At 54.3% G+C, this 13,856-nt stretch carries 14 protein-coding genes; 5 read left to right on the forward strand and 9 right to left on the reverse strand.

All coding sequences use genetic code 11. The features are described 5' to 3' along the window. Positions 1-144 precede the first annotated feature (144 nt). Entirely contained in the window at positions 145-612 is a 468-nt protein-coding gene (yigI, locus tag OGX86_RS22420; protein ID WP_003017917.1) for an acyl-CoA thioesterase YigI, read from the forward strand. Positions 613-663: 51 nt separating this feature from the next. Next, on the forward strand, positions 664-1,557 hold the full coding sequence (rarD, locus tag OGX86_RS22425; protein WP_048215218.1) for an EamA family transporter RarD: 894 nt from the start codon (positions 664-666) through the stop codon (positions 1,555-1,557). 72 nt (positions 1,558-1,629) lie between these two features. Here the strand turns inward: rarD and corA are convergent, their stop codons facing one another. The 8 genes from corA to lptM form a co-directional block, all read right to left on the reverse strand. Further along, positions 1,630-2,580 (reverse strand): magnesium/cobalt transporter CorA, encoded by a 951-nt coding sequence (gene corA, locus OGX86_RS22430; protein ID WP_003017920.1) that lies wholly within the window; start codon positions 2,578-2,580, stop codon positions 1,630-1,632. A gap of 154 nt (positions 2,581-2,734) precedes the next feature. Next, entirely contained in the window at positions 2,735-2,791 is a 57-nt protein-coding gene (gene ysgD, locus OGX86_RS22435) for a YsgD/CorL family protein (RefSeq protein ID WP_212723238.1), read from the reverse strand. Between the two features lie 247 nt (positions 2,792-3,038). Further along, the gene (uvrD, locus tag OGX86_RS22440; RefSeq protein WP_275398241.1) at positions 3,039-5,201 is read right to left on the reverse strand and encodes a DNA helicase II; all 2,163 of its coding nucleotides are present in this window, start codon (positions 5,199-5,201) and stop codon (positions 3,039-3,041) included. A gap of 88 nt (positions 5,202-5,289) precedes the next feature. Then, positions 5,290-6,006, reverse strand: a complete 717-nt coding sequence (yigB, locus tag OGX86_RS22445) for a 5-amino-6-(5-phospho-D-ribitylamino)uracil phosphatase YigB (protein WP_212024582.1) — start codon at positions 6,004-6,006, stop codon at positions 5,290-5,292. Continuing rightward, positions 6,006-6,908, reverse strand: a complete 903-nt coding sequence (xerC, locus tag OGX86_RS22450) for a tyrosine recombinase XerC (RefSeq protein WP_103015294.1) — start codon at positions 6,906-6,908, stop codon at positions 6,006-6,008. Before xerC ends, yigB begins: the two co-directional genes overlap by 1 nt. After that, complete coding sequence (locus OGX86_RS22455) at positions 6,905-7,612, reverse strand: DUF484 domain-containing protein (protein WP_008787084.1); 708 nt, start codon at positions 7,610-7,612, stop codon at positions 6,905-6,907. The genes xerC and OGX86_RS22455 overlap by 4 nt, the downstream gene beginning before the upstream one ends. Then, entirely contained in the window at positions 7,609-8,433 is an 825-nt protein-coding gene (gene dapF, locus OGX86_RS22460) for a diaminopimelate epimerase (RefSeq protein ID WP_286640742.1), read from the reverse strand. The genes OGX86_RS22455 and dapF overlap by 4 nt, the downstream gene beginning before the upstream one ends. A 49-nt stretch (positions 8,434-8,482) precedes the next feature. Then, positions 8,483-8,686: an LPS translocon maturation chaperone LptM gene (lptM, locus tag OGX86_RS22465; RefSeq protein WP_003017937.1), complete on the reverse strand. Its 204-nt coding sequence runs from the start codon at positions 8,684-8,686 to the stop codon at positions 8,483-8,485. A gap of 138 nt (positions 8,687-8,824) precedes the next feature. Between lptM and cyaY the strand changes: the two genes are divergently transcribed. After that, positions 8,825-9,145 carry an iron donor protein CyaY gene (gene cyaY, locus OGX86_RS22470; protein WP_003828967.1) on the forward strand — a complete coding sequence of 107 codons (321 nt, stop codon included), beginning with the start codon at positions 8,825-8,827 and terminating at the stop codon, positions 9,143-9,145. Positions 9,146-9,220: 75 nt separating this feature from the next. On the opposite strand, the gene cyaA is transcribed toward cyaY, so the two are convergent. Then, positions 9,221-11,767 (reverse strand): class I adenylate cyclase, encoded by a 2,547-nt coding sequence (gene cyaA / locus OGX86_RS22475; protein ID WP_032934207.1) that lies wholly within the window; start codon positions 11,765-11,767, stop codon positions 9,221-9,223. Positions 11,768-12,161: 394 nt separating this feature from the next. Here cyaA and hemC point away from each other — a divergent pair, with 394 nt between their 5' ends. Next, positions 12,162-13,103 (forward strand): hydroxymethylbilane synthase, encoded by a 942-nt coding sequence (gene hemC, locus OGX86_RS22480; RefSeq protein WP_003841203.1) that lies wholly within the window; start codon positions 12,162-12,164, stop codon positions 13,101-13,103. After that, positions 13,100-13,840, forward strand: coding sequence for a uroporphyrinogen-III synthase (gene hemD, locus OGX86_RS22485; RefSeq protein WP_048237114.1), 741 nt, complete (start codon positions 13,100-13,102; stop codon positions 13,838-13,840). Before hemC ends, hemD begins: the two co-directional genes overlap by 4 nt. Positions 13,841-13,856: the final 16 nt, after the last annotated feature.

The raw sequence follows: 13,856 nt of genomic DNA on the forward strand, positions 1-13,856 counted from the left end.
AAATATTGATGAATTGTATAATTATCTGGCAAGTATTCTACATACTTAGCTAGTTCCTCGTTAGTTATCCCGTCCTAAAGTAGAAAACAACAAATAATAAGCATAATATCAACATTTCATTAACCACCGAGATGTAGGGATCGTATGTCTGCCGTACTTACTGCTGAGGAAGCGCTGAAGTTAGTGGGTGAAATGTTTGTCTATCATATGCCGTTTAACCGGGCGCTGGGACTGGAGCTCGAACGCTATGAGAAAGAATTTGCTCAATTAGCCTTTAATAACCAACCGATGATGGTCGGCAACTGGGCGCAAAGCATTCTGCATGGCGGCGTGATCGCCTCGGCGCTGGACGTCGCCGCCGGGCTGGTATGCGTTGGGAGTACGCTGACCCGCCATGAGACGATCAGCGAGGACGAACTGCGTCAGCGGATGTCACGCATGGGAACAATCGATTTGCGCGTTGATTATCTGCGCCCCGGAAGAGGGAATCGCTTTACCGCCACCAGCAGCCTGCTGCGGGCGGGTAATAAAGTCGCTGTTGCGCGCGTGGAATTGCATAACGAAGAACAGCTTTATATTGCCAGCGCAACCGCCACTTATATGGTGGGGTAAGTGCCTAAAAAAAGGTAAACTGCTGTTACATTTCTGCAATGAGTTTTCCCGATGGATGCTAAACAAACGCGGCAGGGCGTGCTACTCGCTCTTGCTGCTTATTTTATTTGGGGTATCGCTCCCGCCTACTTCAAGCTGATTTACTATGTTCCGGCGGATGAGATCCTGACGCACCGCGTCATCTGGTCATTTTTCTTTATGGTGGTACTGATGAGCATCAGCCGCCAGTGGTCAGGCGTCAAAACGCTGCTACAAACGCCAAAGAAGATCTTCCTGCTGGCGCTCTCTGCAGTGCTCATCGGCGGAAACTGGCTGCTGTTCATTTGGGCGGTCAATAATCACCATATGCTGGAAGCCAGCCTCGGCTATTTTATTAACCCACTGGTGAATATTGTGCTGGGAATGCTATTCCTCGGTGAGCGCTTTCGTCGCATGCAGTGGCTGGCGGTACTGTTAGCCGCCTGCGGCGTGCTGGTACAGCTGTGGACCTTCGGATCGCTGCCAATAATCGCGCTGGGACTGGCGTTCAGCTTTGCGTTCTATGGGCTGGTGCGCAAGAAGATTGCCGTCGAAGCACAAACCGGCATGCTGATCGAAACCCTGTGGCTTTTACCTGTCGCCGCCATCTATCTGTTTGGCATTGCGGACAGCTCAACCAGCCATATGGGGCAAAACCCCATCTCGCTCAACCTGCTGCTGATTGCCGCGGGTGTCGTGACCACTATTCCGCTGCTGTGCTTTACCGGCGCGGCAACCCGCCTGCGTCTGTCAACGCTGGGATTCTTCCAGTATATCGGGCCTACGCTGATGTTCCTGCTGGCCGTCACCTTCTATGGTGAAGTTCCGGGAACGGATAAAATGGTCACGTTTGCGTTTATCTGGGTGGCGCTGGCGATTTTCGTGATGGATGCGATTTATACGCAACGACGGGTTCGTCGGAGCTAGGGGAGTGCCGGATGGCGCTTCGCTTATCCGGCCTACAAAAGCACATCGCCGTAGGCCGGATAAGTACAGTTATTACAGCCAGTTCTTGCGCTTAAAGTACAGATACGGCGCCAGACCCGCGAGCATCATAAAGACAATCGCGCCCGGGTAACCGAAGCTCCAGTGCAATTCCGGCATAAACTCAAAGTTCATCCCGTAGCTGGAAGCCACCAGCGTCGGCGGCAGGAATACCACAGAAACCACCGAGAAGATCTTGATGATGCGGTTCTGCTCGATGTTGATAAAACCCATCGCCGCCTGCATCAGGAAGTTAACCTTCTGGAACAGCGATTCATTATGAGGCAGCAGTGACTCGATATCGCGCAGGATCTCACGCGCCTGCTCCAGCTGACTGCCCGGCAAACGCGCTTTACGCACCAGGAAGTTCAGCGCGCGCTGGGTATCCATCAGACACAGACGTACCTTCCAGCCGATATCTTCCAGTTCCGCCAACGTCGACAGCGCTTCGTCATACTCATCGCCCTGACGCCCTTCCATGATCACACGGCTGAGTTTTTCCAGGTCGCTGTAGATGTTTTCGATCTCATCTGCCAGCTGTTCAATTTTGGTTTCGAACAGGTCGAGCAACAGCTCGTAGGCGTTGCCATCCACCATCGCCTGGTTACGCGCACGCATGCGGTACAGGCGGAAGGCCGGCAGTTCGCGCTCGCGCAGAGTAAACAGGCGGCCTTCGCGAATGGTAAATGCGACGGTTGAGTTACCCGCGTGATCGTCGGCGTCTTCGTAAAAGAAGAAGGAGTGGATGTGCAGACCGTCTTCGTCTTCAAAAAAACGTGCGGATGCTTCGATGTCTTCCAGTTCAGGGCGCGTAGCCAGATTCTGGCCCAAGTCCTTTTGCACACGGTTTCGTTCTTCGTCATCCGGCTCGACTAAATCGACCCAAACCGAACTGGCCAAGTGCTCGATCTCGTCTGCCTCAAGGCGAGTTAAACGATTGTTTTCCAGTTGAAATGCGCTCAGCATGACCGGGACTCCCAATGCAAAAAATTATCGGACAGTTCGGAGGGCACACAGAAACAAATTGGGTTTCAGACCATTAAACAGCCTGACTCAGCGCGACGGGAAAAAACAGAAGGTCGCTGACAACCGCGAAGGCTATCAGCAAAAAGGGATAGCCTTAGGAGTTGATCCTGGATGACAGGATAATGAGCCAGTATCTACTGGGTGTGTCCAAGGCGAATGTCCTCTTAGCGTAATCGTGCGCGCATGTTACGCCAGCAAAATTTTGACGTCAACACGCAACGGATGGCGAAAAAGTAATAATTTCCCCTTATACAGAAAGGTTAGCAGAGGGGAATTATTTATCTATGATTTCAGAATATTAACCGACAGATAGCCGGATGGCGGCTTCGCCTTATCCGGCCTACAAATCAAAATATTACGTTCCGCGTAGGCCTGATAAGCGCAGCGACATCAGGCGATCATACCGTTTCCAGTCTGGCGTAGGCGGCAACCAGCCATTTGATCCCCTGCCCCTGGAACGCGACCTGCAAACGACTGTGTTCGCCGCTTCCTTCCAGGTTGACGATGGTGCCCTCGCCAAATTTAGCGTGGCGCACGCGCTGGCCGAGCTTATAGCCGGTATCATTTTCCGCCATTGGCGTACCCATCCGCTGATAGCTCACCGGTCGGCTGACAGTGGCGCGCAGGCGAACCTCTTCAACGCACGCTTCCGGCAGTTCGCCGATAAAGCGCGACGGACGATGGTAAACCTCTTTGCCGTACAGACGACGCGTTTCGGCGTAGGTCAGCGTCAGCTTTTGCATTGCACGGGTCACGCCTACGTAAGCCAGGCGGCGCTCTTCTTCGAGGCGACCACCTTCGTCCAGCGACATCTGGCTGGGGAACATACCTTCTTCCATCCCGACGATAAACACCTGCGGGAACTCCAGACCTTTCGCCGAGTGCAGCGTCATCAGCTGTACCGCATCCTGCCAGGTATCCGCCTGCCCTTCGCCCGCTTCCAGCGCGGCGTGAGACAGGAACGCCTGCAGCGGCATTAAGTCTTCGTCTTCTTCGTTGTAGCTGAACTGGCGCGTTGCCGTCACCAGTTCGTCTAAGTTTTCGATACGCGTCTGGCCTTTCTCGCCTTTTTCCTGCTCGTACATCATGCGCAGGCCGGAGTCTTTAATCACCCGGTCAGTCTGCACGTGCAGCGGCATATCGGCGGTCTCCTGCGCCAGTGCGTCAATCAGCTCCATAAAGCGCTGTAAGGCGCTGGCGGCGCGACCCGCGAGGGCTTTTTCCTGCAACAGCTCACGACAGGCCTGCCACAACGTTAGCTGGCGGTCACGGGAGGTCTGACGCACCACATCTAAAGTACGATCGCCAATCCCGCGGGTGGGCGTATTCACCACACGTTCAAATGCGGCGTCGTCATTGCGGTTGGCGATCAGGCGCAGGTAAGAGAGCGCATCTTTGATTTCCTGGCGTTCGAAGAAACGCATCCCGCCATAAATCCGATACGGCATGCTGGCCTGTAACAACGCCTCTTCCAGTACGCGCGACTGGGCGTTGCTGCGATACAGAATGGCGCATTGCTCCAGCGCACCACCGTTGTCCTGCCAGGTTTTGATGCGATTGACCACGAAGCGCGCTTCATCGAGTTCGTTGAACGCGCAATACAGCGAGATCGGTTCGCCGTCGACGCCATCGGTCCACAGCTTTTTACCCAGACGCCCGTTGTTGTTTTCAATCAGGGCGTTGGCCGCGCTGAGGATATTGTTAGTCGAGCGGTAGTTCTGCTCCAGGCGAATAGTTTCTGCGCCGGGGAAATCCGTGAGAAAGCGCTGGATGTTCTCCACCTGCGCTCCGCGCCAGCCGTAGATTGACTGATCGTCATCGCCGACGATCATTACCTTGCCGGTATCGCCCGCCAGCAGGCGGATCCACGCGTACTGAATGTTGTTGGTATCCTGAAATTCGTCCACTAGGATATTGGTAAAACGTTCGCGGTAGTGCTGCAGGATATGCGGTTTGTTGAGCCACAGCTCGTGGGCGCGCAGCAGCAGCTCGGCGAAATCCACCAGCCCCGCGCGGTCACACGCTTCCTGGTAAGCCTGATACACTTTCTGCCAGGTTTGCTCAACCGGGTTGCCGTAGCTTTGCAGATGATGCGGACGCAGCCCTTCGTCTTTCTGGCTGTTGATGAACCACATCGCCTGACGCGGTGGCCACTGCTTCTCATCAAGGTTCATCGCTTTGATCAGACGCTTGAGCAAACGCAGTTGGTCTTCACTGTCGAGGATCTGAAAATCCTGCGGCAGGTTCGCATCCATATGGTGCGCGCGCAGCAGACGGTGCGCCAGACCGTGGAATGTCCCCACCCACATACCGCCCTGGCTGGTTCCCATGATCTGGCCGATACGGTGGCGCATTTCCGCCGCCGCTTTGTTGGTAAAGGTCACCGCCATAATGGAGTACGGCGAGTTATTCTCAACCGTCAGTAACCAGGCGATACGGTGCACCAGCACGCGCGTTTTACCACTCCCCGCGCCTGCCAGAACCAGCATGTTGCTGCGTGGCGCGGCCACCGCTTCACGCTGTTTATCATTAAGGCTGTCGAGCAGGTAAGAAACGTCCATTGGCACCGCCGCGTAAAAGTAGGTAAGGCGGATTAGCGTAGCGCCATCCGCCAAAAAGCTGGGTATATATACAGAGTTCTGCTGGTGATTATATCAGCGAGGTCAGAGATGCCAACTGTGAAATTTCGATATGCGGAAGCAAACGACTGTCTGCGGTTTGCATCAGGTCGGCATTTTCTGGTTTGATCCAGCAGGCCTGCATACCACAACGGATGGCGCCCGCGACGTCCGTCGTCAGGTCATCACCCACGTGCAGAATCTCACCCACAGGCATTTTCAGTTTTTCCGCCGCCAAGGTGTACATGTCGCTAAAGGGTTTTGATCGCCCGTCGGGACCGGCGCGCAGCACAAACTCAAAGTAATCACCCAGCCCAAACAGTTCCGGCTGCGCGTTACCGTTGGTGATCGCCACCAGCGGCCATTTGCGGGCCAGCGCCTTCAGCGTGTCATGCGTCGGCTGCGGGACTTCAATGCGGCTACGCCATTTGGCAAAATTCATCATCGCCGCATTCGCCCCCATTCTGGCTTCTGCCGCTGACAACCCCGCCTCCAGCATAGCGCGCTCTACGGCGCGGTGACGCCATTGGGTAACGTCGTGATAGATTTCCGGCTCGGCGTCGCGAACGGCCTGACGTAAGCGCTGTAGGTCGCTATTTTGCAGCGAATTCAACGCTGGGTGGTAATTCTGTACAAACGCGAGCGCTTCCTGCTCGGTGCGTTTGATAACGGGACGGTTATCGTAAAGGGTGTCATCAAGGTCAAAGGTGAGCGCAGAAATGCGCCCCAAAGGCCGGTAAAAACGCATTATTTCCCCCGTTTGGCGCGCGGATGCGCCGCATCGTACACTGAAGCCAGGTGTTGAAAATCAAGATGGGTATAGATTTGGGTCGTGGAGAGATTGGCATGCCCCAATAACTCCTGCACTCCGCGCAGATCGCCGCTCGACTCAAGCATATGCGTCGCAAAGGAGTGACGCAATTTGTGGGGATGTACGTGGCTGTTCAGCCCCTGCTTGATACCCCATTCAGCAAATCGTTTCTGCACGTTACGCGCCGAGATACGTTTGCCCAGTTTGGACAGAAATAGCGCATCGTCATCGCTGCCAAATAGCCCGCGTAGATCCAGCCAGTGCTCAATCCAAGCCACCGCGTTGCGGCCAATCGGCAGACGACGCTCTTTACTGCCCTTACCCATCACCCACACTTCGCCGGTGTCGAGGTCGAGATGTTTAATATCCAGCCCAACCAACTCAGATAAACGCAGACCCGCGCCGTACATCACTTCCAGCATTGCTCTATCGCGCACAGCAAGGGGATCGTTGAGATCGATATCCAGCAGACGATTAACATCGTCGACATCGATATTTTTAGGGAGATGACGCGGTGCTTTCGGCGCGGAAACGCTTTTTGCCGGATTAGCTTTCAGCTCGCCCTGATTAACCAGCCAATCGAAGAAACTGCGTAACGCGGAGAGACGCAGTGCCAGACTCGCCGGCCCCAGTCCTTTACGACGGCTGCGAACAGCAAAACTACGTACCATCGCAGCATCACATTGTTGCCAGCTTTGCAGACCGGTCTCTCCGGCTAACGCAATGATGGCATCAAGCTGACGCTGATAATTAAGCAATGTGACCGGGCTAAGCTGACGCTCAACGCCCAGATAGCGCAAAAAGCGCGCCACATCCTGAGAAAGGGGTGAATCGGTCATACGCGTTCAATCCAGCGCTCCAGCAGTTCCGGCAACATCAGCGAGATTTCCTGCAGCAATTGCGTGCCTTGCCCCTGCTGGTAATGATTAACGTCACGGCTGCTAAACAGCATCACGCCCAGAGAGCCATCTTGCCCGAGCATCGACATCGCCACCGAGCCTATGGCTTTCGCCTCCGGCATCATGACCAGCAATTCCGGACCATTGAGCGGCCCAAGATAGTGCTGTGACTGACCCAGACGCTGGATACGCAGCGGTTCAAAAGCCTGACGGCTTAATGCCAGATGGGTGAATTTTGATGGCGCGCCAAGTCGCCAGCGATCCGGGAACAGACGAACCGTCGCTCCGGCCAGCCCTAACTCACGCGCCCAGCGATGAAATCGCATCAGCATGTCGTCAAGACTGCTGGCCGACACCAGCCGCCCTTGCAGATTTAACAGACGATAGAACAGGCTTTCATTGGCGTTGGCTTGTTCCATCAACAACGCCATGTTCTCTTCCAGCACGTTAATATGATTACGTGCCCGCGCCATATGCCATTCCACTAAAGAGACCGTGCCCCGCACTGGGTGCGGAACTCGCATCGCTTCAACGGCCTGGGCATTACGGATAAAAAACTCGGGATTACGTTGCAGGTAATCGACGACCGCCCGGTCGTCCAGCTCCATGAGCGTTTCCTGTAGTTCTTCCCCTGGTTGCTTCATAAGTGAATAAATCCGTCGTAGACATGTGCCGCCGGGCCAGTCATATACAGCGGATGACCCGGACCTTTCCAGGCGATATCAAGTCGACCGCCCGGTAATTCCACCCTCACATCTTCTGCCAGCAGACCCTGCTGGATACCGACCGCAACGGCAGCGCACGCACCGCTGCCGCAGGCCTGCGTTTCACCCGCGCCGCGCTCATAGACGCGCAGTCGGATATGTTCGCGTTTTACCACCTGCATAAATCCGATATTAGCGCGTTCAGGGAAGCGTTCGTGGCTTTCCAGAACCGGTCCCAGTGTTTCTACCGTGGCCGTATCAACATCATCAACCTGAATCACGCAGTGCGGGTTCCCCATTGAAACCACGCCGCACAATACTGTCTGTTCGGCCGCGCGCATAATATAGGTCTTCTCTGCTTTGTTAGCGCGAAAAGGAACCTGCGAGGGTTCAAAATTGGGTTCGCCCATATTCACCCGCACCAGCTCGTCGTCGGTTACGGTTAATACCATACGACCATTCGCGGTACTGACGCGAATATCACGTTTATTAGTCAGCCCTTTCAGGCGAACAAAACGGGCAAAACAGCGGGCGCCATTGCCACACTGTGACACTTCACTGCCGTCGGCATTAAAAATACGGTAGTGGAAATCCAGCTCCGGATCATACGGAGGCTCAACCACCAGCAGCTGATCAAATCCAACGCCGAGATGTCTGTCGGCCAGGCGGCGGATCAGCTCTGGTGAGAAAAAGACATTCTGCGTTACCGCGTCGACGACCATAAAATCGTTGCCAAGGCCATGCATTTTAGAGAATTGCATCATTCACTCCGTTCACGCGGGTACAGAAATGTAAAATCTATTCCTGCCGTTAGTAATTCACCTGAGAAGGCCCATCACTAATCCCACGATCGTTTTTCTCAGGCGTGGTGGATTGCGATTGCGGCTGAACGCTCTTGGTCGGAGGCGGCGCGGTTTTATCAGCTGGCGGGAAATAGAGCGGGCCTTTTAACCCACAGCCCGTCAGGCTGAACAGAGTAAAAATGACAGCGAGTGGCTTTAACACGTTTTTCATTATGGATTGCCTGTAAAGTTCATGCTTTCTGTTTTCTATCATCGCAGGAGAAGGCGTAAAAGCAAGAGTTTGGCTAAAAACTGCATCGCGATTTATTCCACGTTATACTGCGGGCATCACGAAAAATAGGATAAGAAAATGAACGACAGTGAATTTCATCGCCTTGCTGACACCCTGTGGATGACCATTGAAGAACGTCTGGATGACTGGGATGGCGACAGCGATATCGATTGTGAGATCAACGGCGGCGTGCTGACCATCAGCTTCGAAAACGGCAGCAAAATTATCATTAACCGTCAGGAGCCGCTGCACCAGGTGTGGCTGGCGACCAAACAGGGCGGCTACCACTTTGACCTGAAAGGCGACGAGTGGATCTGCGACCGGAGCGGCGAAACGTTCTGGGATCTGTTGGAACAGGCGGCAACGCAGCAGGCGGGTGAAGAGGTGAGCTTCCGTTGATTTATTTGCCGGATGCGCTTTGCTTATCCGGCCTACTGTAGGCCCGGTAAACATAGCGCCACCGGGCAAGTTAACTCACGAGAAATACTGCTGTAACAGCGGCGTGTCGTTGTCCTGACTGGCTGGCGGGACAGCGCTAATCGGCTGGGTGCGGAACGGAATCACCTGCGCGCGCCCGTCGGTTTTCACAATCTGATAGAACTGCGGCAGGTTAAAGTTGATGAAGCTGGAGCCGTAGGTAAAACGATCGTGCGACGATGAGTAGAAACGGCTGACGTCTCGTACCAACTCCTCTTTGCTACCTTCGCAGTGGTGATACACCTCGGCCCGATTGCTTTCGTCCAGAATGTAGATATTAAAGCCCTGCTCATCACCCGTTTCTTCGAAAAAGAACTGAATAATCCCTTCACTGGCAAAACCGTCGACCACCGACGGCAGTTTCACATGGTTGGTCTCAACCTGGACGGAAAGCCCGTGCAGTTTGTTATGTGAAATCGCGCCATAGAATTCAATTGCGTTTTCCAGCTTCTGTACCGAAACGTTCAGGCGCTCGAAGAACAATCCCCACGTCTGGCCGGAAACACGCAGCGCTTTGAAACGTCCGGTTTCCTGACGGGTGCTGGAGAGGCGTAGTTCGATGCACTCAGACACCAGTTGCTGGACGCGGGTGCGAATTAAACCGCGCAGATGCTGGCTATAGCAGAAGACCTCGACGCTATCTGGCGGCGCGGCATCCTGGTGCATTTTGCCCAGAATCGTTTTTAACGCTTCAATCATCGCCTGCTCGCCGTTGAAGTGCAGCGTACGCACTTCATTCCACGAGTTGCGGTATAGCAGGTCGACGCTTCCTACCAGGCAATTTTGCTCTTCGCCAAAGCTGAAGACGTCCAGCTTACGGAAATCAAAATGTACCACCTGATTGCGAAACGCTGCCGTTGGGTCATATTCGAGGTTAACGATGATCGCCAGATGGCGAATTTCGCATGGGCTATAGAGCGCTTTCGGCGTTGGCGCAGGCAGTCGCAGCGGGAAGTGGTGCGACACGTCGGCGACCATTTCCTGCAGCTTCGGCAAATCAACAATGCCGTTGCCCTTAATAAACAAATGCGTACGCGAGGTCAGCAGGCCATTGAACCAGGCCCACGCCACCAGCTTGTTGAGATAGCGGTTATATTCCAGCGGCTGATGGCTGATGATCGAGTCCATGTTAGGCGCGCGGTTGTAGAGATACCAACCTGAACGGTTGGCACGACCCGGCGGTACATGGATAAAGGTCAGATTCGGTTCCGAGAGATCCGGAGATATCTGTGGGTTCACCAGCGTGACTTTACCCGGCAACGCTTCAAACGCGGCATACAGCTTACGGGTCAGCACGCCGATATCCTGCGGGCTGGCGCTGACGCTGAGGTTATTGCGCCGCGCAAAGCGGATCAGGTTACGATAGCTCTGCATCATCGCATCGAGCAGTTCGTTATGTGCTTCGCGTACCTGGTCAATCTTCCAGTTAGCGCGGTTATCCAGCATGGTCAGACGGGCGTCATCCCAGCCCCACTCTTTCACTAACTGACTTAATACTTCACGACGCCAGCCCACGCAGGCGCGCTCACGGCTCAGTTTCTCACACACTTTTAAGTAGAAACATCGACGCACTAAATCCAGGCGCGTCGGATCTTCGATCGCCGTGAGGTACTCGGTAACGCGCTCCAGCATCATGCAGTAAGGATCGAGACCAAAAGAGACGATCTCGCCGTCATGCAGGCGCTGTTTAATATCTTTCGCCAACAGGCGTGGATTTGGGTATTCCCAGGAATAGGCTTCCAGCAGCAGCGTTTTCAGCACCGCTTTGTACGGGGAGTCGATACTCTTGTACAACTGCCAGAGGCTGGCACCAAAGTACTCTTCGGCGGAAAGCGAACTGAGCCCGCCGAGATCCAGCCATTCGTTTGGCGTTAACACCCCCTGTGCGTAGAGCGTCATGACGTAATCGTCGTAATGCTCTTCTTCGTCGCCCGGCACCATATTCCACAGAATACGTTTACCCGCGAGGCGCACAGCGGTGCGATAGAATTCATCAAGCAACAGGATATGCTGCGTCGAGCCACAGTCTTCACCACCAAGACTGCCGCTTTCATTGTGACGGAAACGGTTTTCATCAATCAGGAAGAAACTGACTTCTACGCCCAGCGAAGCGGCCCAGCTTTCCAGCAGGCTACATTTTCGCTGCAGCAGCTGGCGCTCTTCGCTATCCAGCCAGGATTGATGGCAGACCCAGATATCAAGGTCAGAGGAACAGCTTTGCCCTACCGAAGAGGTGCTACCCATTGAGTAAACGCCGGTGATCGGCAGTTCGCCCTTGGGAGGATCCTGCGGCGACATGCCGCGGTACAGTTCCAGTTCGTTCAGGTAGTGGCGTTGGGTTTCATCAGGCGTGTAAAAGCATATGCCTTTGGGAACGTTACCATCGAGGTAACCCGGCATTAGCGGATGGTGGTAGTGCAATAATGTCGGCAGCAGACTGTATACCTGCTGGAAGGCAGGTCCCATGGCAGCAAGCGCGCGATCCACACGCAGTTGATTTATGGCATCCAGTCTCTGTTTCAGAGTCTCAATATAGAGGTACAAGACGTATCGCCTGATGTTGCTATCCGTCATGTTGTCGATTGCCGCGGCGCAAGCGCTCACAATAATCGCCATCAATTCGGATAAACCGTATGTCAAAAATAACCGTTACCTGTTTTTCGCCCATATTTTTTTATGCTGTTCAGCCGAAAAAATGGTCTAAAACGTGATCAATTTAACACCTTGCTCATTGACCGTAAAGAAAGATGCGCTACATACAAGTGTAGCACCGTTCGTTACGTGTAAATTCCTTCATACGGTCGGGAGGTTTCTCGTCATTATTCACTGCCAGTGATGATGCAGCGCCTTTTCCTCTCACTTACGTTTGAGCGTAACGCTGACATCCCTTTGATAAGGATGTTAGGATGGTCAATGATTGATAATGACGGTAACAAGCATGTTAGACAATGTTTTGAGAATTGCCACACGCCAAAGCCCCCTTGCGCTCTGGCAGGCACATTATGTCAAAGACGCCTTAATGGCAAACCACCCCGGTCTGATCGTGGAACTGGTTCCTATGGTAACCCGTGGCGATGTGATCCTTGATACCCCGCTGGCGAAGGTTGGGGGGAAAGGGTTGTTTGTTAAAGAACTGGAAGTCGCGCTGCTGGAAAAACGCGCCGATATCGCTGTGCATTCCATGAAGGATGTGCCGGTTGAATTCCCTGACGGTCTTGGACTGGTCACCATTTGTGAGCGAGAGGATCCGCGTGATGCTTTCGTCTCAAATAAGTACAACACGCTGGATGAACTCCCCGCAGGCAGCATCGTCGGGACATCCAGTTTGCGCCGCCAGTGCCAGTTGGCGAAGCGTCGCCCGGATCTCGTCATCCGTTCGCTGCGCGGCAACGTAGGCACGCGCCTCAGCAAACTGGATAACGGCGATTATGACGCCATTATTCTGGCAGTCGCCGGATTAAAACGTTTAGGTCTTGAGTCGCGAGTCCGCACCGCTCTGCCGCCGGAAGTCTCCCTGCCCGCTGTCGGGCAAGGCGCAGTAGGCATAGAATGTCGACTGGATGATATGCGCACTCAGGCGCTGTTAGCGCCGCTCAACCATGAAGAGACCGCGCTACGCGTCAAAGCAGAACGCGCCATGAACACCCGCCTGGAAGGGGGATGTCAGGTACCTATTGGTAGCTATGCCGAAATCATCGACGGTGAGATTTGGCTACGTGCGCTGGTCGGCGCGCCAGACGGTTCACAGATGGTATGCGGAGAACGTCGCGGCGCTACACAAGATGCCGAACAGATGGGCATCTCTCTGGCAGAAGAACTGCTGGAGAACGGTGCGCGCGCAATTCTGGCGGAAGTTTATAACGGAGAAGCCCCCGCATGAGTATTCTGGTCACCCGCCCGTCTCCCGCAGGGGAAGAGTTAGTGAGCCGACTGCGCACACTGGGGCAGGTGGCCTGGAGTTTTCCGCTCATCGAGTTTTCACCTGGTCGGGAACTGGCAACGGTTGCTTCCCGACTGTCGGCGCTGACGGAGAACGATCTGGTCTTCGCTCTCTCGCAGCACGCCGTCACCTTTGCAGATGCCGAGCTTCAGCAGCAAGAGAAAAGCTGGCCATCCCTTCCGCGTTATTTTGCCATTGGTCGTACAACGGCGCTGGCGCTGCATACTGTTAGCGGCTTCAATATTCACTACCCTCTGGATCGGGAAATTAGCGAAGTCTTGCTACAATTACCTGAATTACAAAATATTGCGGGAAAACGCGCGCTTATATTACGCGGCAACGGTGGCCGGGAGCTGATAGGTGAAACCCTGACGGCACGTGGAGCCGATGTCGATTTTTGTGAATGTTATCAACGCAGTGCAAAACATTACGATGGTGCGGAAGAAGCTATGCGCTGGCAATCCCGTGGCGTAACCACGGTGGTTGTCACCAGCGGAGAGATGCTACAACAGCTCTGGTCGCTCATTCCGCAGTGGTATCGTGAGCACTGGTTACTACGCTGTCGGCTGTTGGTCGTCAGTGAGCGTCTGGCGCACCTCGCCCGGGAACTGGGCTGGCAAGATATTAAGGTCGCTGATAACGCCGACAACGATGCGCTACTACGCGCATTACAATAACTCTCATAATGGGATG

The organism is Citrobacter sp. Cpo040 (genome assembly GCF_030332915.1).
Taxonomy (GTDB): domain Bacteria; phylum Pseudomonadota; class Gammaproteobacteria; order Enterobacterales; family Enterobacteriaceae; genus Citrobacter; species Citrobacter portucalensis.

Coding starts and splice junctions, on each gene's coding strand:
- yigI (WP_003017917.1), top strand. CDS start 145: ATGTCTGCCGTACTTACTGCTGAGGAAGCGCTGAAGTTAGTGGGTGAA.
- rarD (WP_048215218.1), top strand. CDS start 664: ATGGATGCTAAACAAACGCGGCAGGGCGTGCTACTCGCTCTTGCTGCT.
- corA (WP_003017920.1), bottom strand. CDS start 2,580: ATGCTGAGCGCATTTCAACTGGAAAACAATCGTTTAACTCGCCTTGAG.
- uvrD (WP_275398241.1), bottom strand. CDS start 5,201: ATGGACGTTTCTTACCTGCTCGACAGCCTTAATGATAAACAGCGTGAA.
- yigB (WP_212024582.1), bottom strand. CDS start 6,006: ATGCGTTTTTACCGGCCTTTGGGGCGCATTTCTGCGCTCACCTTTGAC.
- xerC (WP_103015294.1), bottom strand. CDS start 6,908: ATGACCGATTCACCCCTTTCTCAGGATGTGGCGCGCTTTTTGCGCTAT.
- OGX86_RS22455 (WP_008787084.1), bottom strand. CDS start 7,612: ATGAAGCAACCAGGGGAAGAACTACAGGAAACGCTCATGGAGCTGGAC.
- dapF (WP_286640742.1), bottom strand. CDS start 8,433: ATGCAATTCTCTAAAATGCATGGCCTTGGCAACGATTTTATGGTCGTC.
- lptM (WP_003017937.1), bottom strand. CDS start 8,686: ATGAAAAACGTGTTAAAGCCACTCGCTGTCATTTTTACTCTGTTCAGC.
- cyaY (WP_003828967.1), top strand. CDS start 8,825: ATGAACGACAGTGAATTTCATCGCCTTGCTGACACCCTGTGGATGACC.
- hemC (WP_003841203.1), top strand. CDS start 12,162: ATGTTAGACAATGTTTTGAGAATTGCCACACGCCAAAGCCCCCTTGCG.
- hemD (WP_048237114.1), top strand. CDS start 13,100: ATGAGTATTCTGGTCACCCGCCCGTCTCCCGCAGGGGAAGAGTTAGTG.